The sequence below is a fragment of the Kitasatospora aureofaciens genome, from assembly GCF_001188955.3.
Lineage (GTDB): Bacteria > Actinomycetota > Actinomycetes > Streptomycetales > Streptomycetaceae > Kitasatospora > Kitasatospora aureofaciens.
In genome coordinates, this window is record NZ_JPRF03000032.1 from 89,792 (window position 1) to 116,291 (window position 26,500).

Consider the following 26,500-nt stretch of genomic DNA (forward strand, 5'->3'; position numbering starts at 1 on the left):
GTCGCTCCACACCCGGGCGCGGTCACCCGGGGGTGACGAGCGTCCCGCCGGGCGGGGAGCACGGACGGAAGGGACGGTGAACCGGGGGTGAACACCGTTTCACGGAATCGCATCGGCCGGGGGCCCCGGGGGCCTCCGCAGGCCGCTTCAGCACGACCGCGGGGAGGGCCCTCGCACAACGGTCCGAGGAAGTGTCAGATTGTTCAACTCCCCTTACCCCAAAGGTCATCCCGCGGTCCGTACCCACGTCGAGGTTACGCGCCGGTAATGCCTACCCTCAGCAGTATGCGCCGAGCAAAAATCGTCTGCACCCTCGGGCCGGCCACCGACTCGTACGACCAGATCAAAACCCTGGTCGACGCCGGTATGGACATCGCCCGACTCAACCTCAGCCACGGCTCGCACGCCGAACACGAGGAACGCTACCGCCGCGTCCGCAAGGCCGTCGACGAAACCGGCCGCAGCGTCGGCATCCTCGCCGACCTCCAAGGCCCGAAGATCCGGCTCGACACCTTCGCCCACGGACCCGTACTCCTCGAACGCGGCGACGAGTTCACCATCTCCACCGACAAGGGCGTCGTGGGGGACAACACCATCTGCGGCACCACCTACGCCGGCCTCGCCGGCGACGTCGGCCGCGGCGAACGCATCCTCGTCGACGACGGACGGGTGACCCTGGAAGTCGTCGAGGTCGACGGCCCCCGAGTGCGATGTCTCGTCATCGAAGGCGGACTCGTCTCCGACCACAAGGGCCTCAACCTCCCCGGCGTCGCCGTCTCCGTCCCCGCACTCAGCGACAAGGACGTCGCCGACCTGCGGTGGGCGCTGCGCACCGGGGCCGACCTGGTCGCGCTCTCCTTCGTCCGCAGCGGGCGCGACATCGAGGACGTGCACCGGGTGATGGACGAGGAGGGGCGGCGCGTCCCGGTCATCGCCAAGATCGAGAAGCCGCAGGCGGTCGAGAACCTGGACTCCATCGTGGACGCCTTCGACGGCATCATGGTGGCCCGCGGTGACCTGGGCGTGGAGATGCCCCTCGAACAGGTCCCGCTCGTCCAGAAGCGCGCCATCAAGCTCGCCAAGCGCAATGCCAAGCCGGTCATCGTCGCGACCCAGATGCTCGACTCGATGATCAACGCCTCCCGGCCGACCCGCGCCGAGGCCTCCGACGTCGCCAACGCGGTGCTCGACGGCACGGACGCGGTCATGCTCTCCGGGGAGACCTCCGTCGGCAAGTACCCCGTCGAGACGGTCAGGACCATGGGCCGGATCATCGAGGCTGCCGAGAACGACATCCTGGCCGCGGGGCTGCCTCCGCTGACCACCGGCACCAAGCCGCGGACCCAGGGCGGCGCCGTCGCCCGCGCGGCGGCCGAGATCGGCGACTTCCTCCGCGCCAAGTACCTGGTCGCCTTCACCCAGTCCGGCGACACCGCCCGCCGCCTCACCCGCTACCGCTCACCCATCCCCGTGCTCGCCTTCACCTACGAACCGGCCGTACGCAGCCAACTCGCCCTCACCTGGGGCGTGGAGACCTTCCTCGGCCCGTTCGCCCCGACCACCGACCAGATGGTCGAACAGGTCGACGCTGCCCTGCTCTCCCTCGGCCGCTGCCAGAAGGGCGACATCGTCATCATCACCGCCGGCTCCCCTCCGGGGTTGGCGGGCTCCACCAACCTCGTCCGCGTCCACCACGTGGGGACCCTGGACGCCTGAGGGGCGTTTCCTCGGGCGGCATCCCTCGTGCGAGGGATGCCGCCCGTGCGCTGGGTCGGGTAAGGACCGGAGAGATGCGCGCTCACGAGCGCACCCTCCGGCGCGACCTCCGCGAGGAGGTCGTGAACCGCCCCGGCGCGGGCGCGGCCTACGAGGCCGCCCGGGCCGAGTACGAGCGAACCGCTGTGCGGGGGTCAGTACTTGGGGCCGATGTGGGCGTCCATGAGGGCGACGGAGTCCTTTCGGGCGATGGAGATGTTGACCTGCCCGGTGAGGCGGGGGATCGAGGCCTTCCACTGGACGCCGACGGCGTCGAGGGTGGCGGTGAAGAGGCCGATGATGTCGGTCGAGGTGTTGGTAAAGAAGTACCTCGGGTACTCGTAGCGACGGACCACGCCGTCGACGGTCTTGGTGGCCCAGTTGGTGATGCGGCAACCGTCGGAGTGGATGAGACCGCGTAGGAACTGCCACGGGTGCGTATCGACGATCTCCTGCTGCCAGGGCTCCAAGGCTATGCTGCGCTCGTGCTTCTTTCCGGGGCCGTGCTGGGGGAAGTGGCAGGTCAAGTGGTTCGAATAGGCTTTGACGTCATGGCATCCGGTGCGCCGCACCCGGCAAGGCTTGTTGTTGGGGAGGACCTCGCGCATGGCCTGTTCGACGGAATCCATGATGCCCGGCCACTTGTCGTCGCAGGTGATCTGGAGGCTCTGGGTCCTCCGGTACTCGTTGGGCAGCAGGATGTGGCCGTCGCCGAGGTAGAGGCCGAGTAGGTAGGAGTAGGCGGGGCGGTTCAGCTCGTCGCCGTAGCAGTGCATACAGGCAGAGCGCTTACGGCCGGGGAGCTTGTTGCGCTTGGCGAGGTCCTGGTGCTTCCACCAGGAAACCGTGCCTTGCGGGACACGGAGCCGACGGGCCACTTCGGCATTGCTGATGCCGCGACGGAGGAGGTGGACAGCCTGTTCGCGCACGGAGAGAGCGGTCATGTGCGTCACATTGCGACGTGCGCAGCCGAATGCTGGATACTTTGACGGCGTTCCACTAGATGAGGTGAATTTCCTGCAACCTGGGAATACCAGGGAAATTCTGGTGCCGAGTGTGGGATTCGAACCCACACGCCCTTTCAGGCAATCGCTTTTGAGGCGATCGTGTCTGCCCTTCCACCAACCCGGCTGGTTCGCGCCCACGAAGGATACCCTGTGGGCACCGTCGAGCGCAGCTAGGTACCCTCGTGCATGCAGTACCCCGCCGGAACTAGGAGCGCAGTGAGCACCGCCGACGAGCAGGCACAGCCGCTTGAGACCGATTCGCCCCAGATCACCCGGATCGTGATCGCCGAGGACGAGGCGCTGATCCGCCTCGACCTCAAGGAGATGCTGGAGGAGGAGGGGTACACCGTCGTCGGCGAAGCGGGGGACGGGGAGACGGCGGTACGGCTGGTGAAGGAGCTGAAGCCGGATCTGGCCATCTTCGACGTGAAGATGCCGGTGCTGGACGGGCTCTCGGCCGCTGAGCAGATCCATGAGGAGCACCTGGCGCCCGTCCTGATGCTGACCGCGTTCTCGCAGCGGGAGCTGGTGGACCGGGCGCGGGACGCCGGGGCGATGGCGTACATCGTGAAGCCGTTCTCGAAGTCGGACCTGGTGCCGGCGATCGAGATGGCGGTGTCGCGGTACACCGAGATGCGGGCGCTGGAGAAGGAGATCGGGGATCTCACCCAGCGGCTGGAGACCCGGAAGCTGGTGGACCGGGCGAAGGGTGTGCTGCAGACGAAGTTCGGGCTGAACGAGCCGGCGGCGTTCCGGTGGATCCAGAAGACGTCGATGGACCGCCGGATGACGATGGCGGCGGTGGCCGAGGCGGTCATCGAGGAGGGCGAGGCCCAGGACCGCAAGAAGGCGGAAGAGGGTAAGCCCGAGTAGGGCGGTACGCAGGAGGGCCCGGCAGAACGTTTCTGCCGGGCCCTCCTTGCGTTTGGCGGGGTCAGTCCTCGCCGAGGTACGCCTTGCGGACGGACTCGTCGTGGAGGAGGTCGGCGCCCGTCCCGGAGAGGACGACGCGGCCGGTCTCCATGACGTAGCCGCGGTCGGACAGCGACAGGGCGGCCTGGGCGTTCTGCTCGACGAGCAGGATGGTCGTGCCGCTCGCCTTGAGCTCGACGATGGTGGACATGATCTTCTGCATCATCAGCGGGGAGAGGCCCATCGAGGGCTCGTCCAGCATGAGCAGCTTGGGCTGGGACATCAGCGCCCGGCCCATGGCGAGCATCTGCTGTTCGCCGCCGGAGAGCGTCCCGGCGGCCTGGCGGCGGCGCTCCCCGAGGATGGGGAACAACGAGTAGGCGCGTTCCACGTCGGCCGCGATGCCGGCCGCGTCGGTGCGCAGGAAGGCGCCGAGGAGGAGGTTCTCCTCGATGGTCATGCGGGGGAAGATGTGCCGGCCTTCGGGGGAGTGGGCGAGTCCGAGGGCGACGATCTTGTGGGCGGGGACGGTGGCGAGGTCCTGGCCGTCGAAGGTGATCCGGCCGGCGGTGGGTCTGAGGAGGCCGGAGAGGGTGCGCAGGGTGGTGGTCTTGCCGGCGCCGTTGGTGCCGATGAGGGTGGTGACCTCGCCCTGGTGGACGGTGAAGCTGATGCCCTTGACGGCTTCGATCTTGCCGTAGGCGACGCGGAGGTCCTCGACCTCGAGGAGTGCGGTCACTGGGTGTCCTCCGGTGCGGCGGGGGTGGTGCTTTCGAGCGGGGCGCCGAGGTAGGCGCTGATGACGCGTTCGTCGTTCTGGACGGTCGCGCGGTCGCCTTCGACGATCTTCTGGCCCTGGACGAGCACGGCGGTGCGGTCGCAGAGGTTGAAGATGAACCGCATGTCGTGCTCGATGACGAGGACGGAGACGCCCTGGTCGCGGATGGCGAAGACGAGTTCCTCGGCGGCCCGGGTCTCCTGGGGGTTCATGCCGGCGGTGGGTTCGTCGAGGAGCAGCAGGCCGGGGTCGGAGGCGAGGGCGCGGGCGATTTCGAGCTTGCGCTGTTCGCCGTAGGGGAGGTTGCGGGCGAGGTGGTCGGCCTTGTGGGCGAGGCCGGTGAAGGCGAGGAGTTCCATGGCCTTCTCGCGGCTCTCGGCCTCGGCGTGGTGGTAGCGGGGGAGGCGGAGGATGGCGGAGAAGATGCCTTCCCTGGTGCGGGTGTGGCGGCCGACGAGGACGTTCTCCAGGACGGTCATGTTGGCGAAGAGCCGGATGTTCTGGAAGGTGCGGGCGATGCCGGCCTGGGTGACGAGGTGGGGTTTGGGGGGTAGGACGGTGCCGCGGTAGCGGACGGCGCCTTCGGTGGGGACGTACAGGCCGGTGAGGCAGTTGAAGAAGGTGGTCTTGCCGGCGCCGTTGGGGCCGATGAGGCCGATGATCTCGCCTTCGCCGACGGTGAGGGAGACGTCGTTGACGGCGGTGAGGCCGCCGAACCGCATGGTGACGCCGGTGACGTCGAGCAGGGGCGCAGTTGTGGTGGTCATGTGGCGGGTCACGCCCCTGCCTTGGTGAGTGCGGTGGTGTCGTCGTCGGCGGCGGGTGGGGCCGGTTCGTCGGCTTCGTGGAATTCCAGTTGCCGGCGCCGGTTGGGGATGAGGCCTTCGGGGCGGACGCGCATCAGGACGATGAGGGCGGCGCCGAAGACGAGGAGCTGGTAGTCGGAGAGGAATTCGAGTTTCTTGGGGATGAGGAAGAGGAGGGTGGCGCCGGCGAGTGGGCCGCTGATGGTGCCCATGCCGCCGAGGATGACGGCGGCGAGGAGGAAGGCGGAGTTGGGGGGCAGGGCGTCGGCGAAGGTGTACTGGTCGGGGGTGACGGTGTAGGTGACGTGGGCCTGGACGGTGCCGGCGACGCCGGCGAGGCAGGCGCCGAGGGCGAAGGCGAGGAGTTTGAGGCGGAAGCCGTTGATGCCCATGGCTTCGGCGGCGGTCTCGTCCTCGCGGATGGCGATCCAGGCGCGGCCGATGCGGGAGTTGCCGACTCGTGCGAAGACCAGGACGACGAGGGCGGTGACGAGCAGCATCAGCAGGTAGTAGTTGCCGAAGCGGCCGATCTGGATGCCGCCGAGGGCGTGGGTCTGGCTGAAGTCGAAGCCGAGGATGTTCAGTTCGGGGATGCGGGGGATGCCGTTGGAGCCGTTGGTGACGTTGGGTCCGGTGGTGCCGTTGAGGTTCTGCATGGTGATGCGGAAGATCTCACCGAAGCCGAGGGTGACGATGGCGAGGTAGTCGCCGCGCAGGCGCAGGGTGGGGGCGCCGATCACGACGCCGAAGACCATGGAGACGGCGGCGCCGACGATCACGGCGGCCCAGAACGGCAGCTGGACGTGGATGGGTGAGGCGGGGGAGCCGGAGACCAGGGCGGCGGCGTAGGCGCCGACGCCGAGGAAGGCGACGTATCCGAGGTCGAGCAGGCCGGCGAGGCCGACGACGATGTTGAGGCCGAGGGCGACGGTGGCGAAGATCAGGATGTTGGTGGCGACGGAGGCGTACTGCTCGCCGGTCTGGAACGGGAAGCTGGCGGCGGCGGCGAAGGCGGCGCCGGTGGTGACCGGGCGGTACTTGAGGGTCAGTGCGCGCAGCCTGCCCAGCAGGCCGGAGCCGGCGAGCGCGGCGATCATGAAGGCGATGAGCAGCAGGTAGCCGATGAAGAGCTCGCCGTAGTCGGTGTCGATGCCGAAGGTGATCGCGTAGGAGCCGACGCCGAAGGCGGCGACGATGAGCAGGACCTCGACCCAGGAGGGGAGTTCGCGGGGCGCGGGGAGGGGGCGGTCGACCTTGCCGAGGCGCAGCTGGCTGTTGGCGAGGTGGCCGAGTTGGAGGAGGAGGACGGCGCCGGCGGCGATGGCGAGGGCGCCGGAGAGGGCGGTCATCACGGGGGCGACGGGCTTGTCGCCGGGGATGGCGTGGGCGGCGATCCAGCCGACGGGGGCGGCGGGCAGGAGGAGGAAGAGCCGCTTGTCGAGGATGCGGAGCGGTACGTGGGTGCGCCGGTCGAGGGGGAGGCCGAGGGCGCCGAGGACGCCGAGGAGGCCGCCGCCGGCGAGGACCCAGCCGCCGGGTTCGAGGTTGGCGAGGCCGCCGAGTTCGGTGGAGATGGAGGTGACGGAGTAGGCGGCGACGGCGAGGGCGCCGGTGGCGGCGTACAGGACGGCGTTGTTGCTGCGGGTGGGGGCGGCCCAGCGCAGGCCGGGGGTGCCGAGGGTGGCGAGCAGCAGGGCGAGGGTGAGGACGCCGGCGGCGACGGCGAGCCACTGGAGGCCGACGGGGGAGCCGTAGTAGGTGAGGTCGCCGGGGAAGTCGCTGGTCCAGGTCCAGGACATGGCGGCGGAGGCGGCGACGGCGAGGGCGCCGAGTCCGGTGAGGGTGGTGGCGGCGGTGGCGGGCAGCGGGATGACCGGGGTGGTCTCGGTTCTGGTGGTCATGGTGGTCACGCCCTGTCCGCGACGCGCTCGCCGAGCAGGCCCTGGGGCCGGACGAGGAGCACGAGGATGAGGAGTACGAAGGCCCAGACGTCCTTCCAGGCGCCGCCTCCGAAGAGGTGCATGCCGGGCAGGTGCTGGATGTAGCCGGTGGCGAGGGCTTCGGCGAGGCCGAGGGCGAGGCCGCCGAGCATGGCTCCGTAGATGTTGCCGATGCCGCCGAGGACGGCGGCGGTGAAGGCCTTGAGGCCGAGGATGAAGCCCATTCGGAAGTCGACCTGGCCGCTGCGCAGTCCGTAGGCGACGGCGGCGACGGCGGCGAACGCGGCGCCGATGGCGAAGGCCATGACGATGATGCGGTCGGTGTCGATGCCCATGAGCTTGGCGGTGTCGGGGTCCTGGCTGGTGGCCTGCATGGCGCGGCCGGAGCGGGTGCGGGTGACGAACCAGCCGAGGGCGAGCATGCACAGGGGGGCGGCGATGATCAGGAAGAGGTCGCTGCGCTGGACGGTGACGGAGCCGAGGCTGAAGGGGTCGCCGGGGATCTTGGGGAAGACCCGGGCCTTCTTGGCGTCGGGGTAGAAGGAGAAGACGAGTTGCTGGAGGAAGATGGACAGCCCGATCGCGGTGATCAGCGGGGCGAGCCGGGGGGCGTTGCGCAGTGGCCGGTAGGCGAAGCGTTCGGCGGCGACGGCGGTGAGGGTGGAGACCAGGATGCCGGCGATCAGCATGAGTGGCAGGGCCAGCCACAGGGTGGTGCCGCCGGGGAGGGCGAGGTAGGCGGTCAGGGCGCCGAAGCCGCCGACCATGACGATCTCGCCGTGGGCGAAGTTGATGAGCTGGACGATGCCGTAGACCATCGTGTAGCCGATCGCGACGAGTCCGTAGAGGGCGCCGAGGATCAGGCCGTTGGCCAGCTGCTGCGGTAGGTCGTGCACCGCTGGGCCTCCGTAGTGCGTTCTGGGGTGTCCGCGTGGGTGGTGGATGTGGGGGCGCGCGGGGGCACTCGTGGCGCCCCCGCGCGCTGGTGGTGCTGGTGGTGACGGGTTGCGGAGGGGCGGTCAGCCGTTGAAGGTGCCGGACTTCTCGACGGCCCACTTGCCGTCCTTGACGGTGTAGACGGTGAGCTGCTTGTTGGTGGTGTCACCGAACTCGTCGAAGGAGACCTTGCCGGTGACGCCGTTGAAGGAGACCTTCTGGACGGCGTCGCGGACGGCCTTGCGGGCGTCGCCGCTGGGCAGCTTGCCGTTGTTGGCGGCGACGACGTTCTTGACGCCTTCGATGATGGCCCAGGCGCTGTCGTAGGAGTAGCCGCCGTAGGTCTCGTAGGCGTCCTTGTAGTTGGCGGCCTTGTAGTCGGCGATGAACTTCTTGGCGGTGTCGAGGGTTTCGACGGGCAGGCCGACGGCGGTGGCGAAGTCGCCCTGGCTCTTGGGGTTGAGCTTGATGAACTCGTCGCTCTGGATGCCGTCGCCGCCCATCAGGGGGATGTTGACGCCGGCGTCCTTGAGCTGGAGGGAGAGCGGGCCGGCGGCGGGGTACTCGCCGCCGTAGTAGACGGCGTCGGCGCCGGAGGCCTTGACCTTGGTGACGATGGCGGAGAAGTCGCGGTCGTCGGGGTTGACGTGCTCCTCGCCGGCGAGGGTGCCGCCGAGCTTGGTGAACTGGCCCTTGAAGGTGGCGGCGAGGCCGGCGCCGTAGGTCTTCTGGTCGTCGATCAGGAAGACCTTGGTCTTCTTGGCGTCGTTGTAGAGGAACTGGGCGGCGAAGGGGCCCTGGACGGCGTCGGTGGTGGCGGTGCGGAAGTAGGACTTGAAGGGGCGCTTCTTGTCGCCGGTGGCCCACTTCTCGCCCTGGCTGAGGGCGACGCCGGTGTTGGCGGGGGAGATCTCGGTGAGGCCGGCGTCGTCGAAGATCTGCTGCATCGACTGCGCCACGCTGGAGTTGAGCGGGCCGACGACGCCGAGGACCTTGGAGTCGCTGACCAGCTGGGTGGCGTTCTGCTGGCCGGGGGCGGGCTTGGCGGTGTCGTCCAGGGCCTTGACCTCGAACTTGACGCCGGGGACCTCGTTGGTGGCGTTGGCGGTCTTGACGGCGAGGTCGACGGAGTTGCGGATGCCGAGGCCGAGGGCGGAGAGGTCGCCGGTGAGCGGGGCGTCGACGCCGATCACGACGGTGGTGGTGGCGGCGTTGTTGTCCTTGCTGCCGGCGTTGTCGCCGGACTTGCCGCCGCGGGAGCCGCAGGCGCTGAGGCTGAGGGCGCCGATCACGGCAATGCTCACGACAATTGCTGAACGATGACGCACGAGGGTCCCCTTCGGTTCAGGAGGCGCCGCGCCGAGTGGCGGGAGCCGGGATGCGCGGAGGGCCGGGCCCATTCCGGATGGCGCGGTGACTGGCCGTGACTCTAGATGTCGGGGGGCGGCTCGGGCAGTGGTGTGAGCAGGCTGTGATTCTCTTGTTATGAGCACACGGAGCATTTGTCTCAGCATGTGGTCGTTCCGGCTCGACCGACCCTGAACTGCCGGGCGTTTACCCGCTGGTGGCGGGATGTAAGAGCCAGAAATGGGGGTTGCCGCTGGCGCTGTCGATAATCGGACGCAGGTGTCCGATGTGCTGCATTCGACCGTGCACGTCCGCATTGCGGACAAGGGGGGCGCGGTGAAGGGGCTTCGGGGTCTCGGAACCGCCGCTTGCGCGGATTTCCTACTTATTACGCTGCGTTACAGGAGTGGGAGGAAGGGTGGGAGACGCGTCGATCGCATCCGGACATGCCGACGCCCCCTCGCTCAGACCAACGCCTGCCCACGGGGGCGGACGGTCAAACGAGGGGGCGGGAAGGGGACTTGCTGCTCTCCGGGCCGAACCGGCCGTACCCGAAGGCCCGTTACAGGTCGCGCAGCATGCAGGTCAGCCGGCAGCTGGTGACCCGCTTGCCGGTGTCGTCGGTGATCGCGATCTCGTACGTGGCGGCCGTACGACCCTTGAACACCGCCGTCGCCACCCCGGTGACCAGACCGGAGGTGGCCGAGCGATGGTGGGTCGCGTTGAGGTCCACGCCCACCGCGTACCGGCCCGGACCGGCGTGCAGCATCGCGCCGATCGAGCCGAGCGTCTCGGCCAGCGCCGCGGAGGCGCCGCCGTGCAGCAGCCCGTACGGCTGCTGGTTGCCCTCCACCGGCATGGTGCCGACCACCCGGTCGCCGGAGGCCTCGACGATCCGGATGCCGAGCTTCTCGCCGAGGTGGCCGCCGGAGAAGGTCTCCGGGCTCACGCCGAGCTTGGCGAAGTGGTCGAGCACGTCCTGCGGGACCTTCAGGACGGGGGCGGTGTCGGGAGCCGCGTCGGTCATGGGGGTACTCCTTCGGGGGTGTCGCGTCGTCGTGCTGCCTGTGATCGTACGACCGTCCTACTCGCCGGTAGTGGCGGTGCCGCCCTGGCGCGGCGCCCCTTTTGTCGGTGCCGGGCCATAGGATCGGTGACCGGTAGTGGAATCGGCAGGAACGGACGTTGACGTGGCTACGCAGAGTACGGACAAGGGCGCGACGGGTGACGGCGGGGCCGGCGCGCGGCCCCGGCTGATGCTGCTCGACGGGCACTCGATGGCCTACCGGGCCTTCTACGCCCTGCCCGTGGAGAACTTCAACACCTCCACCGGCCAGCCCACCAACGCGGTCTACGGCTTCGCCTCGATGCTCGCCAACACCGTCCGCGACGAACAGCCCACCCACCTCGCCGTCGCCTTCGACCTCTCCCGGCAGACCTTCCGCTCCGCCGAGTTCCCCGACTACAAGGCCAACCGCGCCAAGACGCCGGACGAGTTCCGCAGCCAGGTCGGCCTGATCGGCGAACTCCTCGACGCCATGAACATCCCCCGGATGACGGTCGAGGGCTTCGAGGCCGACGACATCATCGCCACCCTGGCCACCGCCGCCGAGGCGGCCGGCTACGACGTCGACATCGTCACCGGCGACCGCGACTCCCTCCAACTGGTCACCGACCACGTCACCGTGCTCTACCCCACCAAGGGCGTCTCCGAGCTCACCCGCTTCACCCCGGAGAAGGTCGCCGAGAAGTACGGCGTCGCCCCGCGCCAGTACCCCGACCTCGCGGCCCTGCGCGGCGACCCGTCCGACAACCTGCCCGGCATCCCCGGCGTCGGCGAGAAGACCGCCGCCAAGTGGGTCAACCAGTTCGGCTCCTTCGACGAACTCGTCGCCCGCGCCGACGAGGTGAAGGGCAAGATCGGCGAGAAGCTGCGCGACAACCTCGACTCGGTCAAGCGCAACCGGGTGCTCACCGAGCTGGTCCGCGACGTCGAACTCCCGCTGGGCGTCGCCGACCTGGCCCGCCGGCCGTTCGACAAGGCCGCCGTCGGCACCCTGATGGAGTCGCTGGAGTTCCGCAACGCCAACTTCCGCGACCGGGTCTTCGGCATCGACCCGGCCGTCGGCGAGGCCGCGGTGGAGGCCGAGCTCGCCCCCGGCGTCGAGGTCGACGGCGAACTGCTCACCGACCCCGGAACGCTCGCCGCCTGGCTGCGCGAGCACGCCTCCGACGGCAAGACCACCGTCGCCCTCGCCGCCGTCTACCAGTGGGCGCTCGGCACCGGCGAGGTCAGCGAAGTCGCCCTCGCCGCAGGGGAGTCGGCCGCCTGGTTCGACCCGGCGCTGCTCGCCGAGGAGGACGAGCAGGCCTTCGCCGGCTGGCTCGCCGACGCGGCCGCCCCCAAGGCCCTGCACATCGCCAAGCAGGTCATGCGCGCCTTCGCCGAGCGCGGTTGGACCATCGCCGGGGTCGTCGCCGACACCGCGCTCGCCGCCTACCTGGAGAAGCCCGGCCGCCGCACCTTCACCCTGGAGGTCCTCGCCGAGGAGTACCTGGCCCGCTCCCTCACCCCCGCCCCGGCGGCGGAGAGCGGCCAACTCGCCTTCGACGCACCGGAGGAGGACCCGACCGCGCACGCCCAGGCCCTCATGCTCCAGGCCCGCGCCGTGCTCGACCTCGCCGCTCTCTTCGACACCCGCCTCGCCGAGGTCGGCGCCGCCGGGCTGCTGCACGACATGGAACTGCCCATCGCCGCGCTGCTCGCCCGCATGGAGCGCCACGGCATCGCCGCCGACCGCGACTGGCTCACCCGGCTGGAGACCCAGTTCGCCGCCGAGATCCAGCGCTGCGTCGAGGAGGCCCACGCCGCCGCCGGGCGCGAGTTCAACCTCGGCTCGCCCAAGCAGCTCCAGGAGATCCTCTTCGGCGAACTCGCCCTCCCCAAGACCAAGAAGATCAAGACCGGCTACACCACCGATGCCGACGCGCTCACCTGGCTGGCCACCCAGACCGACAACGAGCTGCCCGTCATCCTGCTGCGCCACCGCGACCAGGCCAAGCTGCGCACCACCGTCGAGGGCCTGCTCAAGACGGTCTCGCCCAAGGGCCGGATCCACACCACCTTCAACCAGATGGTCGCCGCCACCGGCCGGCTCTCCTCGCAGGACCCGAACCTGCAGAACATCCCGGTCCGGACGGAGGAGGGGCGCGCCATCCGCCGCGCCTTCGTCGTCGGGGCCGGGTACGAGTCGCTGCTCACCGCCGACTACTCGCAGATCGAGCTGCGGATCATGGCCCACCTCTCCGAGGACGAGGCGCTGATCGAGGCCTTCGCCACCGGCGAGGACCTCCACACCACCGTCGCCTCCCAGGTCTTCGAGGTCCCCGGCGCGGCGGTGGACGCCGAGATGCGCCGCAAGATCAAGGCGATGTCCTACGGCCTCGCGTACGGGCTGTCCGCGTACGGGCTCTCCCAGCAGCTCGGCATCAAGCCGGCCGAGGCCCAAGGCCTGATGGACACCTACTTCGAGCGCTTCGGCGGCGTGCGCGACTACCTGCACCGGGTCGTCGACGAGGCCCGCGCCACCGGCTACACCGAGACCCTGCTCGGCCGCCGCCGCTACCTGCCCGACCTCAACAGCGACAACCGCCAGCGCCGCGAGATGGCCGAGCGGATGGCCCTCAACGCCCCCATCCAGGGCTCGGCCGCCGACATCGTCAAGATCGCCATGCTGCGGGTCGACGAGGCGCTGCGCGAGGCCGGGCTCGCCTCCCGGATGCTGCTCCAGGTGCACGACGAAATCGTGCTGGAGCTCGCCCCGGGCGAGCGCGACCGGGTCGAGGCCGTCGTCCGCGAGCAGATGGCCGGCGCCTACCCGCTGCGCGCCCCGCTGGACGTCTCCGTCGGCGTCGGCGCCAACTGGGAGGCCGCCGCGCACTGACCCGGAGCGGTAGTCGGCCGCCGGCGGCGGGCCCGGGCGCACGAAGTGCCCGGGCCCGCCGACGTGTTCGCTCGGTTCGGCCCGTTCGTTTAGTTGGGCCTGCTGCCCCTGGTGCTGGACGACCGTTCAGACCTGTTCGAAGTGGAAGGCCTTGATGAAGCAGTCGCGGGGCTGGGACACCGCGAAGAGGACGCACTCGACGAGGGATTGGGCGGCGAGGGGGGCCCGGGCGTGGCGCGGGGTGGTCTCCCACTCCTCGGCGAGGGGGTCGGGGTTGTCGAAGTCGGGCGGGTAGAGGGAGATCACCCGGACTCCCCGGGGCCGCAGGCGCTTGGAGAGGATGTCGACGAAACCGGCCTGGGCGTTCTTGGCCGCGTAGAAGGAGTCATGGGCGTCCGAGCGGTGATGGCCCGGGGTTCCGCAGGCGGAGACCATGGTCACCACGTCCGGTTTGACCGAGTTGAGCAGGAGGGGGAGGAAGTTCTTCACGGTCAGGACGGTGCCGGTGGCGCCGGAGGCGATCGTGTCGACGACGTCGGCGTCGGAGGCCGACAGGAGGTCCGGGCCTGCGAGGTAGCGGGAGCCGTTGTTGATCAGCACGTCGATGTGGTCGGTCTGCCCGCCCACTCGGGCAGCGAAGTCGCGGATCGAGGCGGGGTCCGTCAGGTCGCAGGCGAAGGCGTGGACGCGCTGCTTTCCCCGGTCGCGTATCTCGTCCCGGACCCGCTCGGCAGCGGCGAGGGTGCGGGCGGAGAGGAAGACCTCGGCGCCGAGGTCCGCTAGGCGGATGGCCAGTGTGCGCCCGAAGTCGCGGCCGGCAGCGGTGATGACCACCCTGTGGTCGTCGAATCTCATGTGCCCAGCTTGGCCGACGGCAAGGCGGCGCCACATCCTCCCCGTGTTCGCCCGGCGCAGGGAGTCGGCCCGTCCGACTTCCTGCGCGGCAGGCCTCGTCCGGGCCCGGACGGAGCAGTGTCCGCGCCCGCCGCTACGATCTGCCCGGCCGCCGCGCAGTGGGCGCGGCGCGGATCCGGGGGAGCGGCGATGACGGAACAGGGCGCGGAGGAGCGGCGGGGGTTGCTGCGGCCGCGGCTGGCGGTCCCGGCCGGGCTGGCGGCGCTGCTGTTGGTGGGCGGCTCGGTGTGGGCGCTGTCCGGTGGCGGGGGTGGTGCGGCCGCGCCGGTGGGGGCGGGTACGGCGAGCGCGGCGGTGAGCCCCACTGCGGAGCCCTCGCCGACCGCTGCGCCGTCGTTGCCATGACAGGGACGGCCATGCAACTGCCCGATGAGGTCCATGCCGAGATCACCGACCTGTGTCAGGAGGGTGATGCCCTGGCCGGAATGGGAGAGTTCGACGAGGCCAGGCTGCGCTACATCGAAGCCCTCCGGCTGCTGCCGGGCGATCCCCGTGGGTGGGCGGCCTCGACCTGGATCTACGTAGCGATCGGAGACGTGCACTTCCGACGCGGTGTTCACGACAAGGCCTACAAGTGCTTCCACAACGCCGTTCAGTGTCCTGACGGACTCGGCAATCCGTACATCCACCTTCGATTGGGCCAGACCGCCTTCGAGCTGGGCGACCACGACCGAGCTGCGGATGAGCTGATCAGGGCCCACATGGGTGGCGGACCCGAAATCTTCGAAGAGGACGACCCCAGGTATCTCAAGTTCCTGCGGGCCCGTGCGGACCTGAACCACTCCGGCAGTGCGGGCTCCTGACGGCTCACCGTTGGCGAATCGCCCGGGGCCAACGCGGGCCACCCGGTGGCAACCATGAGGGACGCCCGGAATTCGGCCTCCACCCCGACGACCTGCCGGCCTGACCCCTCCACGAACTCCTGCAGCGCAGCACTGGCTGCCGGCGGCCCACGTAGTGTCAAATACATTGGCAGCGCCCCGGGATGCGCCGTGAGCGGGGTACGGTGCGGGCGGACGGGAACGGGGAGGGAGATCGACAGTGAAGCGGCCGGGGTACGCAATTGCGGTGGTGCTCGACATCGTCTTGCTGGTCGGGTTGGTCCAGGGGTGGCTGCCCACCAGCTCCGAGGGGTTCCGCGAGTTCCTGGTCATCCTCACCACCGTGATCCTGTCGTTCGTCCTCTTCTCGGCGATCCGGCCGAACCGACGCGACTGACCCACCTGCCGGGGGCGCGCTGCTTCCCAAGTGCGCCTGCCACAGCCCGACATGCGCCTTCTGGCCAGGCGAGATGCCGCCCAGTCCCTACGCTGGATGCCGGCCCGCCAGCTCCGTCGAAGGACCGCTCATGCGCCGCTCCCGTCTCCTGCTGTCCCTGGCCCTGTCCGCCGTGACCGCCTCCGCTCTCGTTGCCGCCGATGCCGCGCCGGACGAACCGATCCGCTCCGTCCGCCTGCCGGTGCTCCGTGACCCGCAGGCGCAGCAGACGCTCCACCGCATGACGGACCCGGTGCAGGACTGGGTGGAGTCCGGCGATCAGGCGGCGGACGGCTACGCCGGGACCGTGATCGACGCCTGGAACCAGCACGCCGACCTCTACTGGAAGGGCGAGGCCCCGACCAAGGTGCAGGCGCTGCTCGGCGCGAACGCCAGCCCCGGCTTCACCGTCGACGTTCACCGCAGCCCGTACTCCCGTGCGGAGATGCGTGCCGCGATCGAGCGGTTCACCGCCGCGGTGGCGCCCGGGGCCTGGACGTCGATCGGCCCGCAGGAGGACGGCGCCGCCATCTCGATCACGTACGTGCCTTCGAAGGCAACGCGGCTGACCGGCGGCGCCACGACCGAGCAGGCGTACTCCCGGAGGGCCGCCGAGATCGCCGGGATGCCGGTGACGGCCACCGTCGAGGGCATCCCGGCAGCGCTGTCCGGCAGTCGGCACTCCGACAGCGCGCCGTACTACGCGGGCGCCGAGGTCAACACCGGCAAGGCCGCGTTCTGCTCGACCGCGTTCAGCGGGTGGAAGGACAGGACGAAGGTGCTGCTGACCGCCGCGCACTGCGGCGGCGGCCGGTACTACAACGGCACCGGCGGCTACATCGGCGACCTGTACGCGATCGGCGACGGCTTGGACGTCGGCATGATCGCGATCAACGGCAATGGCGCCGACCGGTTCTACGACGGCGCCTGGTCGGACCGGAGCGGCTCGTCACGACACACGTACGGGGCCGGACGCAACAACGTGGGGGACCTGGTCTGCCTCAGCGGTGCCCAGTCGGGGTGGAAGTGCGATGTGGAGGTCAAGAAGGTCGACGTGGAGACGACGAACGACGAGGGGACGAGGATCCGGCCGGTGGACATCGCGGAGTCGAAGGGCGGTGACCGACGGGCGGTCGGCGCGAAGGGCGACAGCGGTGGCCCGGCGCTGGCGAACCCGTCCGGCGCCAGCGGCGACATGGAGGCTCGCGGCGTGATCGTGGCCGGAAGGTCGGAGGTCAGCTGCCCGGCCGGGTCGACGGCGCACTCGACGACCTGCTACGCGCAGGTCATGTACGTGCCGATGACGCCGGTGGTGAACCAGATGGGCTTCTCGATCTCCTGACGGCGTCACTTCCGGGCGTTGGTACGGCGGGTCGGCTCCGCCGTCGTCGGGTCTTCGGGCCAGGGGTGGCGGGGGTAGCGGCCCCTGAGGTCGGCACGGACGGCCGGGTAGCCGTTTTGCCAGAAGGACGCCAGGTCTCCCGTGACGGCGGCGGGCCGGCCGGCAGGGGAGAGCAGGTGGATGGTCAGCGGGACGCGGCCGCCGGCCAGGGCGGGGGTGACGGTCCAGCCGAAGAGCTCTTGCAGCTTGACTGCCAGGAACGGGCGTTCGGTGCTGTAGTCGACTCGTATCCTCGAGCCGGACGGCACGGTGATCCGCTCCGGCGCGAGTTCGTCCAGGCGGCCCGCTTCGCCGGTGGCCCAGGGGAGCAGACGCTGCAACGCGGCCGTGGTATCGATCCTCGCGAGGTCGGCGCGGCGGCGGGCGCGGGAGAGTTCGGGCTCGAGCCACTCGTCGGCGCGTTCGAGCAGCGCCCCGTCGGAGACGTCGGGCCAGGGGTCGCCGAGAGCGTTGCGGAGGAAGGCGAGGCGTTCGCGCAGGCCCGGGGAGGGCCAGGTCAGCACGGTGCTGATGCCCTCGCGGGCCAGGCCTTCGAGGAGGGCGGCGCGGACGAGTGCGGGGTCGGGGCGGCTGAGGGGCTTCTCGGTGAGTTCGATGGCGCCGAGGGACTCGACCCGGCGGGAGACGACCTCACCTCGTCGGGTGTCCCAGTGGACTTCCTCGCGGGCGGTGAGCAGAGCGGCTCCGGCCTGGTGGGCGGTGTCCTCGTCCAGTGCCGCAGCGTGCAGGATGCGGGCGGAGTGCGAGCCGGCCGGGCGGTCGGCGACCGCGACGGCGAGCCAGGGGAGGGCGCCGAGCCGGGTGTCGCGGGCGGGTTCGGCAGCCGTCCCGGAGGCCATCAGGTACGGGCTGCGCTCGCCGGGGGCGGGGCGCTCCACCCGGGCGCGGGCGATGCGTTCGGGGAAGGCGAGGGCGACGACGAGTCCGACGGCGGTCGCGTCGGGGAGTGGGGTGGTCGGTTCGTCGGAGGCGGAGCGCTGGAGGCGGCGGACTTCGTCGCGCCAGCGGGCGGCGTACGGATCGCCGGCGGAACGGACCGTCCGCCACACCGCGCCGAGGTCGTCGCCCAGCGCACGCGGCGGCTCCTCGGAGAGCAGGGCGACCACCTCGGCCGCGCGCCTGGCGCCGACGGCGGGGGCGCCGTCGATCAGGGCGCGGGCGAGTCGGGGGTGCAGCCCGGTGCGGGCGAGGCGGGTACCCCGTGGGGTGGCACGGCCGTCGGAGGAGACGGCGCCCAGGGCGATGAGGGTCTGCCGGGCGGCGGCCATCGCCCCGGCGGGCGGGGCGTCGGGCAGGGCGAGGCCGGTGGCGTCCGGGTCGCCCCAGCAGGCGGCCTGGAGGGCGAACGAGGTGAGGTCGGCGAGGGCGATCTCGGGGGTGGGGAACCGTGCGGCGCGGGCGTCCTCGGCCTCGTGCCAGCAGCGGTAGACGGTCCCCGGGGCCTCGCGCCCGGCACGCCCCGCGCGCTGGCGGGCGGCGGCGAGCGAAGCCCGTACGGTGACCAGCCCGGCCAGCCCCCGGGCGTGGTCGGTGCGGGGTTCGCGGGCGAGCCCGGCGTCGACCACGATCCGAACCCCGGGCACGGTGAGCGAGGACTCGGCGACGGCGGTGGTCAGGACGACGCGGCGTCCCTGCCCGGCAGAGAGCGCGGCGTCCTGGACGGCTTGCGGGGCGCGGCCGTGGAGTTGCAGCACTTCGGCCGAAACGCCGCCCAGCTGCCCCGCGACGCGGGCGATCTCGCCGACGCCGGGGAGGAAGCAGAGCACGTCCCCGTCGCGCTCACCCAACGCCCGCCGCACGACGGCCGCGACGTGGTCGAGCAGCGCCGGGTCGACCCGGGTCCCGTGCGCGGGCCGGACGGCGCGCGGCGGCGGTGCCCAGACCACGTCCACCGGGTGGGACACCCCGTGCGCCTCCACCACCGGTGCGCCGCCGAGGAGTTCGGCCCAGGCCTCGGTGTCGGAGGTGGCCGAGGCGCAGACCAGCCGCAGTTCGGGCCGCAGCGCCGCCCGTACGTCCAGCAGGAAGGCGAGCGCGGTGTCCGCGTCCAGGTGCCGTTCGTGGCACTCGTCGAGGACGACGACATCGACGCCCGGCAACTCCTGGTCGCGCTGCAGCCGCTGCAGCAGCACGCCGGTGGTGACCACCTCGACGACGGTCTCGGGCCCGGCGCGACGCTCCCCGCGCACCGTGTAGCCGACCCGGCTTCCGACGGCCTCGCCGAGCAGCCAGGCCATCCGCCGGGCGGCGGCCCGTACGGCGAGGCGGCGCGGTTCGGCGACCAGCACCCGCCGCACGGGCCGGCCGTCGGAGAGCAGCCCCGCGAGGGCGAGCGGCACCAGCGTCGTCTTGCCGGTCCCGGGCGGGGCCGCGAGGACGGCGGTGCCGTCCTGCTCCAGTGCCTCGTGCAGGGCGGGCAGGGCGGTGCGGACGGGAAGTTCGCGCCAGGCGGGGTTCATGGAGGGGCTCAGCCCCGCTCGGTGACGAAGATCGCCGTGCCGGGGATCAGCCGCCCGCGCAGCGGGGACCAGCCGCCCCACTCCTGTTCCAGGTCGGCCGGCCACTCGGGCTCGACCAGGTCGATCAGCCGGAAGCCGGCGGCGACGAGTTCGCGGACCCGGTCGCCGAGGGTGCGGTGGTGTTCGACGTAGGTGGCGTTGCCGTTCTCGTCCTGCTCGACGTACGGGGTGCGGTCGAAGTAGGAGGACGTCGCGGTGAGCCCCTCGACGCCGGGCTCGTCGGGGAAGGCCCAGCGGATCGGGTGGGTGACCGAGAACACCCAGCGCCCCCCGGGCCGCAGCACCCGGTGCACCTCGCGCATCAGGCGCTCGGTGTCGGCGCTGAACGGGACGGCTCCGTAGGCGGAGCAGGCGAGGTCGAAGGAGGCGTCGGCGAAGGGCAGGACGGCGGCGTCGGCCTGGACGACGGGGACGGGCGCGGTGCCGCGGCCGAGGTCGATCCGGCGGGAGTGCTGGAGCTGGCGGTAGGAGATGTCGAGGGCGACGGGGCGGGCGCCGCGGGCTGCGAGCCAGCGGGAGCACTGGGCGGCGCCGGCGCCGATCTCCAGGACGTCGCGGCCGGAGACGTCGCCGAGCAGGCGGGCGTCGGCCTCGTCCAGTCCCTCGGGGCACCAGGTGAAGCGGTCGTCGCCGAGGAACTCGCCGTGCTCGTCCTGGTACTCGTCGGCGTTGCGGTCCCACCAGTGCCGACTGGCCCGGCTGCTCTCCCCGACGCCCGCCGAGCGCCGCACCGCGTCGTCGCCGGTGTCGTCCTCGTCGACGGATGAGTCAAGATCGTGAAGAGGGGACTGGGGGGTGGTGGCCACGGTGACAATGCCCATCGCGTAGGGTATGAAGTGCGGAAGCGCCGCTGCCGCGAACCGGCCCGTCAGGGTCCGGCTCCTGGTGGTGGCATCCGGGGAAGGGCCCCTGCGAGCGCCACCGCGAGGTGCGCAATCGGAGGATATGGCCTGATCCGTACCGGGCTCCACCGTCTTGCCTCTCTTGGCGTTGACCGTGCCTGGCCGTCCCCGTATGCTACAAGTTGCGCTGCGGGCCTGCGCGCCTCGGACGGAGCAGGTCGCGCTCGCATCTGTCGAAGACCCCACGGTCGCAAGACGGACGCCGGTTCTCGTTGTTCACGGGATCACCGGTGCGCCGTGTTCTTGGCTGTCCGGCTTTCGGTGGGAGCGATACGGGCCCTCCGCGTGGCATTACCTACGACTTTCATGTCCGTACCGGAGCCCTTTTCCTAATGACGAGCCCCACCGACTCCTCCCTCAGCACCACCCCGCAGGTCGCGGTCAACGACATCGGCGACGCGGACGCGTTCCTCGCCGCGATCGACGAGACCATCAAGTACTTCAACGATGGCGACATCGTCGAGGGCGTCATCGTGAAGGTCGACCGTGACGAGGTCCTCCTCGACATCGGTTACAAGACCGAGGGCGTCATCCCGTCCCGCGAGCTCTCGATCAAGCACGACGTTGACCCGCACGAGGTCGTCGCCGTCGGTGACAACATCGAGGCCCTGGTTCTCCAGAAGGAGGACAAGGAGGGTCGTCTCATCCTGTCCAAGAAGCGCGCTCAGTACGAGCGTGCCTGGGGCACGATCGAGAAGATCAAGGAAGAGGACGGCATCGTCACCGGTACCGTCATCGAGGTCGTCAAGGGTGGTCTCATCCTCGACATCGGCCTCCGCGGCTTCCTCCCGGCCTCGCTCGTCGAGATGCGTCGCGTCCGCGACCTCCAGCCCTACGTGGGCAAGGAGCTCGAGGCCAAGATCATCGAGCTGGACAAGAACCGCAACAACGTGGTCCTGTCCCGCCGTGCCTGGCTGGAGCAGACCCAGAGCGAGGTCCGCCAGACCTTCCTCACCACCCTGCAGAAGGGCCAGGTGCGCTCCGGCGTCGTCTCCTCGATCGTCAACTTCGGTGCCTTCGTGGACCTGGGTGGCGTCGACGGCCTGGTGCACGTCTCCGAGCTGTCCTGGAAGCACATCGACCACCCGTCCGAGGTCGTCGAGGTCGGCCAGGAGGTCACCGTCGAGGTTCTCGACGTTGACATGGACCGCGAGCGCGTCTCCCTGTCGCTGAAGGCGACCCAGGAGGACCCGTGGCAGCAGTTCGCCCGTACCCACCAGATCGGCCAGGTCGTTCCGGGTAAGGTCACCAAGCTGGTTCCGTTCGGTGCGTTCGTCCGCGTGGACGAGGGCATCGAGGGTCTGGTCCACATCTCCGAGCTGGCCGAGCGCCACGTCGAGATCCCGGAGCAGGTCGTCCAGGTCGGCGACGAGATCTTCGTCAAGGTCATCGACATCGACCTCGAGCGTCGTCGCATCAGCCTGTCGCTGAAGCAGGCCAACGAGGCCCTGGGTGCCAACCCGGCCGAGGTCGAGTTCGACCCGACCCTGTACGGCATGGCCGCCTCGTACGACGACCAGGGCAACTACATCTACCCGGAGGGCTTCGACCCCGAGGCGAACGACTGGCTGCCCGGCTTCGAGAAGCAGCGTGAGGAGTGGGAGCGCCAGTACGCCGAGGCGCAGTCCCGCTTCGAGCAGCACCAGGCCCAGGTCATCAAGAGCCGCGAGGCCGACGCCGAGGCCGCTGCCGAGGGTGGCGACGCCGTCGCCGCTGCCGCCGGTGGCTCCTACTCGTCCAGCAGCGACGAGGGCTCGGGCGCCCTGGCCTCCGACGAGGCCCTGGCCGCCCTGCGCGAGAAGCTGGCCGGCGGCCAGAGCTGAGGCTCTCGCCCCCCGCTAGCTGACAGCTAGGGAACGGGCCCCATCCGGATTCGTCCGGGTGGGGCCCGTTCCGCGTTTTTCCCGGGGTCGGCTCGCGCCCTTCGTTTTCTGGTTTGACTTATGTGTGGTTTATGTGTAGGGAAATGTGAGATGAGGCTCATCGCCCTGCTATAGGCCGGAGTTCGGGTTGCACCTACATTGAGTGGAACTGCCCGAAAGGCTCCTCCATGCGCAACCCCACCACCGCCGCCACCACCGCTGTGGTCGGCGGCCGGCTCGCCGCGATAGGCCGGTTCTGCTTCCGCCACCGCCGCTGGGTGCTCGGCTTCTGGTCCGTCGTCCTGGTCGCCGGGGTGCTGATCGGCGGTCGGGTCTTCGAGGGTTCGGTGGCCGGAGCCTCCTCCGCCACCGCCGAGGCCGACCGGGGCAGCGCGGTGGTCGCCGCGGCCGATCCGGTCAAGGGCACGGTGACCGCGGTGGTGGACGGCAAGCCGGTGGACGATCCTGCCGTGCGCGCGGCCGTCCAGAAGGCCACCGCCGGGATCGCCGCCCTGCCCGGGGTCTCCGGCGTCCAGGACGCGTACGGCCCGGGCCCCGGTCCGGCCGCGCTGCGGGCCGCCGACGGGACGGCGAGCCTGGTCACCGTACGGATGGCCGCCGCCGCGACCTCGGCCCAGACCGACACGGTCACCCACCGGCTCGCCGCGCTGGACGGCGCGGGCGGTGCGCACGTGACCGTCGGCGGGGACCTGGTGCTCCAGCAGGAGGTCAAGAAGCAGACCGAGCAGGACACCCGCTTCGGCGAGATGGTGACCCTGCCGCTCACCCTGGTCGTGATGGTGCTGGTCTTCGGCGGGCTGGCCGCCGCCTCACTGCCGGTGATCGGCGCCGTGGCTTCGGTGGGCGGGGCACTTCTGGCCATGTTCGGGTTCAGCCGGATCATGGACATCGACACCAGTGTGCTGCCGATCGCCACCGTGCTGGGGCTCGGGCTGTCGATCGACTACGCGCTGCTGATGGTGAACCGTTTCCGCGAGGAACGCGGCCACGGCGCGGGCATCGCCGCCGCCGTCGAGCGGACCGCCGCGACTGCCGGGCGCACCGTCGCCTTCTCCGGACTGACCGTGGCCGTCGCGCTGTCCGGCCTGTTCGTCTTCACCAGTCCGGTGCTGGGCGCCGTCGCCGCGGCCGGGGTGAGCGTGGTGGTGATCGCGGTCGCCGCGGCACTGACCCTGATCCCCGCGCTGCTCGGCTTCGCGGGCTCGCGGATCAGGACGCCGACCGCACCCGTCCCGGACGAGGGCTTCTTCAGCCGGACCGTACGGCGGGTCCGCAAGCGGGCGGTGGCGGTGACCCTCGCCTCGGTGGCGCTGCTGATGGCGGCCGGGGCCCCCTTCCTGCACGCCGAGATGCGCAGCTCCGGCGCCGCCGTGCTGCCCACCTCCTCGGCCGGGCGGCAGGTCGCCGAGACCGTCGACCACCGCTTCCCGCAGGTCGCGGCCGCGCCGATCACCGTGGTGGTCGAGGGCGGGGGGCCGGTGGCGCAGGCGTACGCGGACGACGTGGTCGCCAAGCTGCCCGGGGTGAGCGGGGTGCGGGCGGTGACGCCGGTCGGCGACGAGGTGTCGACGGTGGACGTGCTCGTGCACGGGGACCCGCAGGGCGACACGGCCAAGCGGGTGGTGGACGAGCTGCGGGCCGACCGGGGCGGGCTGCGGACGTACGTCACCGGCGGCGCGGCCTCGGTGGTGGACTTCAAGGACGAGTTGCTGTCGCGCGGGCCGTGGGCGCTCGGCCTGGTCGCGGCCGGGACGCTGGTGCTGCTGTTCCTGATGACCGGCTCGGTGGTGATGCCGGTCAAGGCGCTGCTGATGAACCTGTTGTCGCTGGGCGCCTCGCTCGGAGCGCTGACCCTGGTGTTCCAGGACGGCTGGCTCAGCGGACTGCTCGGGTTCAGCCCGACCGGCGGGTTGGAGACCTTCATCCCGGTGCTGGTCTTCGCCTTCGCCTTCGGGCTGTCGATGGACTACGAGGTGTTCCTGCTCTCCCGGATCAAGGAGCTGACCCAGCGCGGGCACGGCTGTGTCCGGGCGGTGGAGCTGGGCGTCCAGCGCAGCGGTCGGATCATCACCTCGGCGGCGATGCTGATGGTGATCGTCTTCGCGGGCTTCGCGCTCGGGGACATGCTCATGGTCAAGCAGATGGGCATCGCACTGGCCGTGGCCGTCGCGGTGGACGCCACCCTGGTGCGCTGCCTGCTGGTGCCCGCGGCGATGAGCCTGTTCGGCGAGTTCAACTGGTGGGCGCCCGCCCCGCTGCGGCGGCTGCACCGCAGGTTCGGGCTGAGCGAGCACGTCGACCTGCCGGAGATCGAGCAGCCGGCGATCCCGGTGCAGGCGCAGGCGCCTGCTCCGGAGCTGGTTGCGTCGGGGCAGGCGCGGTAGCGGCCGGCTCCGGCGGGTCTTCAGCTGAGGCGCTGCAGCAGTTCGACGCTCGCGCGCAGCTGGGCCCGTTCCTCGGTGCTGAGGCGGGTCTCGATGGCGGTGGCGATGTGGTGCTCGCGGCGGGCGCGCTGGTCGAGCAGGGCGGCGCGGCCGGCGTTGGTGGGGGCGATCAGCTGCTTGCGGCCGTCGGTGGGGTGGGGCTGCTGGGCGACCAGACCGGCCTCGGCCATGAGTGCGACGGTGCGGGCCATCGACTGGTGGCGCACGCGTCGGCGGTCGGCGAGTTCGGCGACGGTGCAGGAGCGTTCGTCGCGGATCAGCAGGCCGAGCACGGCGGCCTGGTTCGGCGGCAGGTCGTCGCTGTCGCGCAGGGTCCGGACCAGGTTGCCGAGGGCGGCGCGCAGGTCGGCGGCGAGGTCCAGGGTGTCCGGGTGCGGGGTGTCGCTGGTCATGGGAGAAGTCTATCCGGAAGATGTGCAGCAAGACTGTACAGCCATGCTGTATGGTTTTGGGCATGCGAATCACCAAGTTCGGACACGCCTGCGTACGCATCCAGCACGACGACACCACCCTGATCGTCGACCCCGGCGCCTTCACCGACCCCGCCGCACTCGCCGGGGCGGACGCCGTCCTCATCACCCACGAGCACATGGACCACTTCGAGGAGTCCCGGCTGCGCGCCGCGATGGAGGCCGACCCGGCCCTGCGGGTGTGGACCAACGGCGCCGTCGCCGCCCAGCTGGAGGGCCTCGGGCAGCGGGTCACCGAGGTCGGCGAGGGCGACGCCTTCGAGATCGGCGGGGTCGGCGTCTCGGTGCACGGCGAGTGGCACGCGGTGATCCACCCGGACGTCCCGCGGGTGAAGAACATCGGCTTCCTCTTCGACGGCCGGTTGTTCCACCCCGGCGACGCCTTCACCGTGCCGCCGCACGCGGTGGACACCCTGCTGCTGCCGCTCGCGGGGCCGTGGAGCAAGGCCTCCGAAGTGGTCGACTATGTCCGCGAGTCGGGCCCGCGCCAGGCCGTCCCGGTGCACGAGGCCACGCTCAGCCCGATCGGGCACATGGTCGCCACCCGGCTGCTCGGGCCGGACGGGCCGGGCACCGGCGGCGCGGAGCTGGTCGTGCTCGGCGAGGGTGAGAGCCTCGACCTGGACTGACGGTCCCGGCGCCGCGCCGGTAGCCTGACGCCATGCTGAAGATCGGACTGACGGGTGGCATCGGCGCGGGCAAGAGCGAGGTGTCCCGGCTGTTCGCCGCGCACGGCGCGGTGATCGTGGACTCCGACCTGATCGCCCGCGAGGTGGTCGCGCCGGGGACGGACGGCCTGGCGGCCGTGCTCGCCGAGTTCGGCCCGCAGGTGCTGCGGGAGGACGGCACGCTGGACCGCCCGGCCCTCGGGGCGATCGTGTTCGCCGACCCGGAGAAGCTGCGGGCGCTGAACGCGATCGTCCACCCGCTGGTGCGGGCCCGCTCCGCCGAACTGGAGGCGGCGGCCGCACCGGACGCGGTCGTGGTGCACGACGTGCCGCTGCTCACCGAGAACGGGCTGGCCCCGCTGTTCGACCTGGTCGTGGTCGTCGACGCCGACGACGAGGTGCGGGTGGAGCGGCTGGTGCGGCTGCGCGGGATGGCCGAGGAGGAGGCCCGGGCCCGGATGGCCGCGCAGGCCTCGCGGGCGGACCGGCTGGCGATCGCCGACCTGGTGATCGACAACGGCGGGCCGCTGGAGGCGCTGACGGCGCGGGTCGACGAGGTGTGGGCGGAGCTGGTGAAGCGGGCCGCCGCGTAGCGGCCACCGCCGCACCGGGCCG

22 protein-coding genes and 1 tRNA gene are annotated in these 26,500 nt (G+C 70.9%); 11 read left to right on the forward strand and 12 right to left on the reverse strand.

The features are described from left to right. The first annotated feature begins 285 nt into the window (after positions 1-285). Entirely contained in the window at positions 286-1,716 is a 1,431-nt protein-coding gene (gene pyk, locus HS99_RS20895) for a pyruvate kinase (RefSeq protein ID WP_030551204.1), read from the forward strand. A 194-nt stretch (positions 1,717-1,910) separates the two neighbouring features. Here the strand turns inward: pyk and HS99_RS20900 are convergent, their stop codons facing one another. Beyond that, on the reverse strand, positions 1,911-2,699 hold the full coding sequence (locus tag HS99_RS20900; RefSeq protein ID WP_030551202.1) for a helix-turn-helix domain-containing protein: 789 nt from the start codon (positions 2,697-2,699) through the stop codon (positions 1,911-1,913). 101 nt (positions 2,700-2,800) lie between these two features. Continuing rightward, a tRNA-Leu gene (locus HS99_RS20905) sits at positions 2,801-2,886 on the reverse strand. 92 nt (positions 2,887-2,978) lie between these two features. On the opposite strand from HS99_RS20905, the gene HS99_RS20910 reads away from it, so the two are divergent. Then, positions 2,979-3,635, forward strand: a complete 657-nt coding sequence (locus HS99_RS20910) for an ANTAR domain-containing response regulator (RefSeq protein WP_037828837.1) — start codon at positions 2,979-2,981, stop codon at positions 3,633-3,635. Between the two features lie 61 nt (positions 3,636-3,696). Here the strand turns inward: HS99_RS20910 and HS99_RS20915 are convergent, their stop codons facing one another. The 6 genes from HS99_RS20915 to HS99_RS20940 all read right to left on the reverse strand — a co-directional run bounded on the left by HS99_RS20915 (position 3,697) and on the right by HS99_RS20940 (position 10,508). Then, a complete protein-coding gene (locus HS99_RS20915; RefSeq protein WP_030281869.1) occupies positions 3,697-4,413 on the reverse strand; it encodes an ABC transporter ATP-binding protein in 717 nt (238 codons plus the stop codon). Then, positions 4,410-5,219, reverse strand: a complete 810-nt coding sequence (locus HS99_RS20920; RefSeq protein ID WP_046385622.1) for an ABC transporter ATP-binding protein — start codon at positions 5,217-5,219, stop codon at positions 4,410-4,412. The genes HS99_RS20915 and HS99_RS20920 overlap by 4 nt, the downstream gene beginning before the upstream one ends. Positions 5,220-5,227: 8 nt before the next feature. Then, positions 5,228-7,159 carry a branched-chain amino acid ABC transporter permease gene (locus HS99_RS20925; RefSeq protein WP_078938541.1) on the reverse strand — a complete coding sequence of 644 codons (1,932 nt, stop codon included), beginning with the start codon at positions 7,157-7,159 and terminating at the stop codon, positions 5,228-5,230. A gap of 5 nt (positions 7,160-7,164) precedes the next feature. Next, positions 7,165-8,094: a branched-chain amino acid ABC transporter permease gene (locus tag HS99_RS20930; protein ID WP_030281863.1), complete on the reverse strand. Its 930-nt coding sequence runs from the start codon at positions 8,092-8,094 to the stop codon at positions 7,165-7,167. Between the two features lie 123 nt (positions 8,095-8,217). Then, positions 8,218-9,462: a branched-chain amino acid ABC transporter substrate-binding protein gene (locus HS99_RS20935; RefSeq protein ID WP_030281859.1), complete on the reverse strand. Its 1,245-nt coding sequence runs from the start codon at positions 9,460-9,462 to the stop codon at positions 8,218-8,220. A 581-nt stretch (positions 9,463-10,043) separates the two neighbouring features. Continuing rightward, entirely contained in the window at positions 10,044-10,508 is a 465-nt protein-coding gene (locus HS99_RS20940) for a PaaI family thioesterase (protein WP_030281858.1), read from the reverse strand. A 229-nt stretch (positions 10,509-10,737) separates the two neighbouring features. Between HS99_RS20940 and polA the strand changes: the two genes are divergently transcribed. Next, positions 10,738-13,425 (forward strand): DNA polymerase I, encoded by a 2,688-nt coding sequence (gene polA / locus HS99_RS20945; RefSeq protein WP_050367169.1) that lies wholly within the window; start codon positions 10,738-10,740, stop codon positions 13,423-13,425. Positions 13,426-13,551: 126 nt separating this feature from the next. Here polA and HS99_RS20950 read toward each other — a convergent pair whose 3' ends face one another. Continuing rightward, the gene (locus HS99_RS20950) at positions 13,552-14,280 is read right to left on the reverse strand and encodes an SDR family oxidoreductase (protein WP_030281853.1); all 729 of its coding nucleotides are present in this window, start codon (positions 14,278-14,280) and stop codon (positions 13,552-13,554) included. Positions 14,281-14,469: 189 nt separating this feature from the next. Here HS99_RS20950 and HS99_RS20955 point away from each other — a divergent pair, with 189 nt between their 5' ends. From HS99_RS20955 to HS99_RS20965, 4 genes are all read left to right on the forward strand, one after another. Next, entirely contained in the window at positions 14,470-14,685 is a 216-nt protein-coding gene (locus HS99_RS20955; protein ID WP_030281851.1) for a hypothetical protein, read from the forward strand. 11 nt (positions 14,686-14,696) lie between these two features. Next, positions 14,697-15,143: a tetratricopeptide repeat protein gene (locus HS99_RS20960; RefSeq protein WP_030281849.1), complete on the forward strand. Its 447-nt coding sequence runs from the start codon at positions 14,697-14,699 to the stop codon at positions 15,141-15,143. 268 nt (positions 15,144-15,411) lie between these two features. Then, positions 15,412-15,558: a hypothetical protein gene (locus HS99_RS45095; RefSeq protein WP_157846573.1), complete on the forward strand. Its 147-nt coding sequence runs from the start codon at positions 15,412-15,414 to the stop codon at positions 15,556-15,558. Positions 15,559-15,688: 130 nt separating this feature from the next. Further along, positions 15,689-16,939: a chymotrypsin family serine protease gene (locus HS99_RS20965; RefSeq protein WP_030281846.1), complete on the forward strand. Its 1,251-nt coding sequence runs from the start codon at positions 15,689-15,691 to the stop codon at positions 16,937-16,939. Between the two features lie 5 nt (positions 16,940-16,944). Here HS99_RS20965 and hrpB read toward each other — a convergent pair whose 3' ends face one another. After that, a complete protein-coding gene (hrpB, locus tag HS99_RS20970; RefSeq protein ID WP_030551197.1) occupies positions 16,945-19,458 on the reverse strand; it encodes an ATP-dependent helicase HrpB in 2,514 nt (837 codons plus the stop codon). An 8-nt stretch (positions 19,459-19,466) separates the two neighbouring features. After that, entirely contained in the window at positions 19,467-20,339 is an 873-nt protein-coding gene (locus HS99_RS20975; RefSeq protein WP_050366833.1) for a class I SAM-dependent methyltransferase, read from the reverse strand. A gap of 413 nt (positions 20,340-20,752) precedes the next feature. Here HS99_RS20975 and rpsA point away from each other — a divergent pair, with 413 nt between their 5' ends. Both rpsA and HS99_RS20985 read left to right on the forward strand, forming a co-directional pair. Continuing rightward, a complete protein-coding gene (gene rpsA, locus HS99_RS20980) occupies positions 20,753-22,243 on the forward strand; it encodes a 30S ribosomal protein S1 (RefSeq protein WP_030281838.1) in 1,491 nt (496 codons plus the stop codon). A 227-nt stretch (positions 22,244-22,470) separates the two neighbouring features. Next, the gene (locus HS99_RS20985; protein ID WP_050366834.1) at positions 22,471-24,687 is read left to right on the forward strand and encodes an MMPL family transporter; all 2,217 of its coding nucleotides are present in this window, start codon (positions 22,471-22,473) and stop codon (positions 24,685-24,687) included. A gap of 20 nt (positions 24,688-24,707) precedes the next feature. Here HS99_RS20985 and HS99_RS20990 read toward each other — a convergent pair whose 3' ends face one another. After that, positions 24,708-25,139: a MarR family winged helix-turn-helix transcriptional regulator gene (locus HS99_RS20990; RefSeq protein ID WP_030281833.1), complete on the reverse strand. Its 432-nt coding sequence runs from the start codon at positions 25,137-25,139 to the stop codon at positions 24,708-24,710. Between the two features lie 62 nt (positions 25,140-25,201). Between HS99_RS20990 and HS99_RS20995 the strand changes: the two genes are divergently transcribed. Together HS99_RS20995 and coaE are read left to right on the forward strand one after the other, a co-directional pair. Continuing rightward, the gene (locus HS99_RS20995; protein ID WP_030551188.1) at positions 25,202-25,846 is read left to right on the forward strand and encodes an MBL fold metallo-hydrolase; all 645 of its coding nucleotides are present in this window, start codon (positions 25,202-25,204) and stop codon (positions 25,844-25,846) included. A gap of 32 nt (positions 25,847-25,878) precedes the next feature. Beyond that, positions 25,879-26,478, forward strand: coding sequence for a dephospho-CoA kinase (coaE, locus tag HS99_RS21000; RefSeq protein ID WP_030281827.1), 600 nt, complete (start codon positions 25,879-25,881; stop codon positions 26,476-26,478). The last annotated feature ends 22 nt before the right edge of the window (positions 26,479-26,500 follow it).

Excerpts from the sequence above, each read along its gene's own strand:
- pyk (WP_030551204.1), top strand. The coding sequence starts at position 286 with ATGCGCCGAGCAAAAATCGTCTGCACCCTCGGGCCGGCCACCGACTCG.
- HS99_RS20900 (WP_030551202.1), bottom strand. The coding sequence starts at position 2,699 with ATGACCGCTCTCTCCGTGCGCGAACAGGCTGTCCACCTCCTCCGTCGC.
- HS99_RS20920 (WP_046385622.1), bottom strand. The coding sequence starts at position 5,219 with ATGACCACCACAACTGCGCCCCTGCTCGACGTCACCGGCGTCACCATG.
- HS99_RS20925 (WP_078938541.1), bottom strand. The coding sequence starts at position 7,159 with ATGACCACCAGAACCGAGACCACCCCGGTCATCCCGCTGCCCGCCACC.
- HS99_RS20940 (WP_030281858.1), bottom strand. The coding sequence starts at position 10,508 with ATGACCGACGCGGCTCCCGACACCGCCCCCGTCCTGAAGGTCCCGCAG.
- polA (WP_050367169.1), top strand. The coding sequence starts at position 10,738 with ATGCTGCTCGACGGGCACTCGATGGCCTACCGGGCCTTCTACGCCCTG.
- HS99_RS20950 (WP_030281853.1), bottom strand. The coding sequence starts at position 14,280 with ATGAGATTCGACGACCACAGGGTGGTCATCACCGCTGCCGGCCGCGAC.
- HS99_RS20955 (WP_030281851.1), top strand. The coding sequence starts at position 14,470 with ATGACGGAACAGGGCGCGGAGGAGCGGCGGGGGTTGCTGCGGCCGCGG.
- HS99_RS20960 (WP_030281849.1), top strand. The coding sequence starts at position 14,697 with ATGCAACTGCCCGATGAGGTCCATGCCGAGATCACCGACCTGTGTCAG.
- HS99_RS20965 (WP_030281846.1), top strand. The coding sequence starts at position 15,689 with ATGCGCCGCTCCCGTCTCCTGCTGTCCCTGGCCCTGTCCGCCGTGACC.
- hrpB (WP_030551197.1), bottom strand. The coding sequence starts at position 19,458 with ATGAACCCCGCCTGGCGCGAACTTCCCGTCCGCACCGCCCTGCCCGCC.
- HS99_RS20975 (WP_050366833.1), bottom strand. The coding sequence starts at position 20,339 with ATGGGCATTGTCACCGTGGCCACCACCCCCCAGTCCCCTCTTCACGAT.
- rpsA (WP_030281838.1), top strand. The coding sequence starts at position 20,753 with ATGACGAGCCCCACCGACTCCTCCCTCAGCACCACCCCGCAGGTCGCG.
- HS99_RS20985 (WP_050366834.1), top strand. The coding sequence starts at position 22,471 with ATGCGCAACCCCACCACCGCCGCCACCACCGCTGTGGTCGGCGGCCGG.
- HS99_RS20990 (WP_030281833.1), bottom strand. The coding sequence starts at position 25,139 with ATGACCAGCGACACCCCGCACCCGGACACCCTGGACCTCGCCGCCGAC.
- HS99_RS20995 (WP_030551188.1), top strand. The coding sequence starts at position 25,202 with ATGCGAATCACCAAGTTCGGACACGCCTGCGTACGCATCCAGCACGAC.
- coaE (WP_030281827.1), top strand. The coding sequence starts at position 25,879 with ATGCTGAAGATCGGACTGACGGGTGGCATCGGCGCGGGCAAGAGCGAG.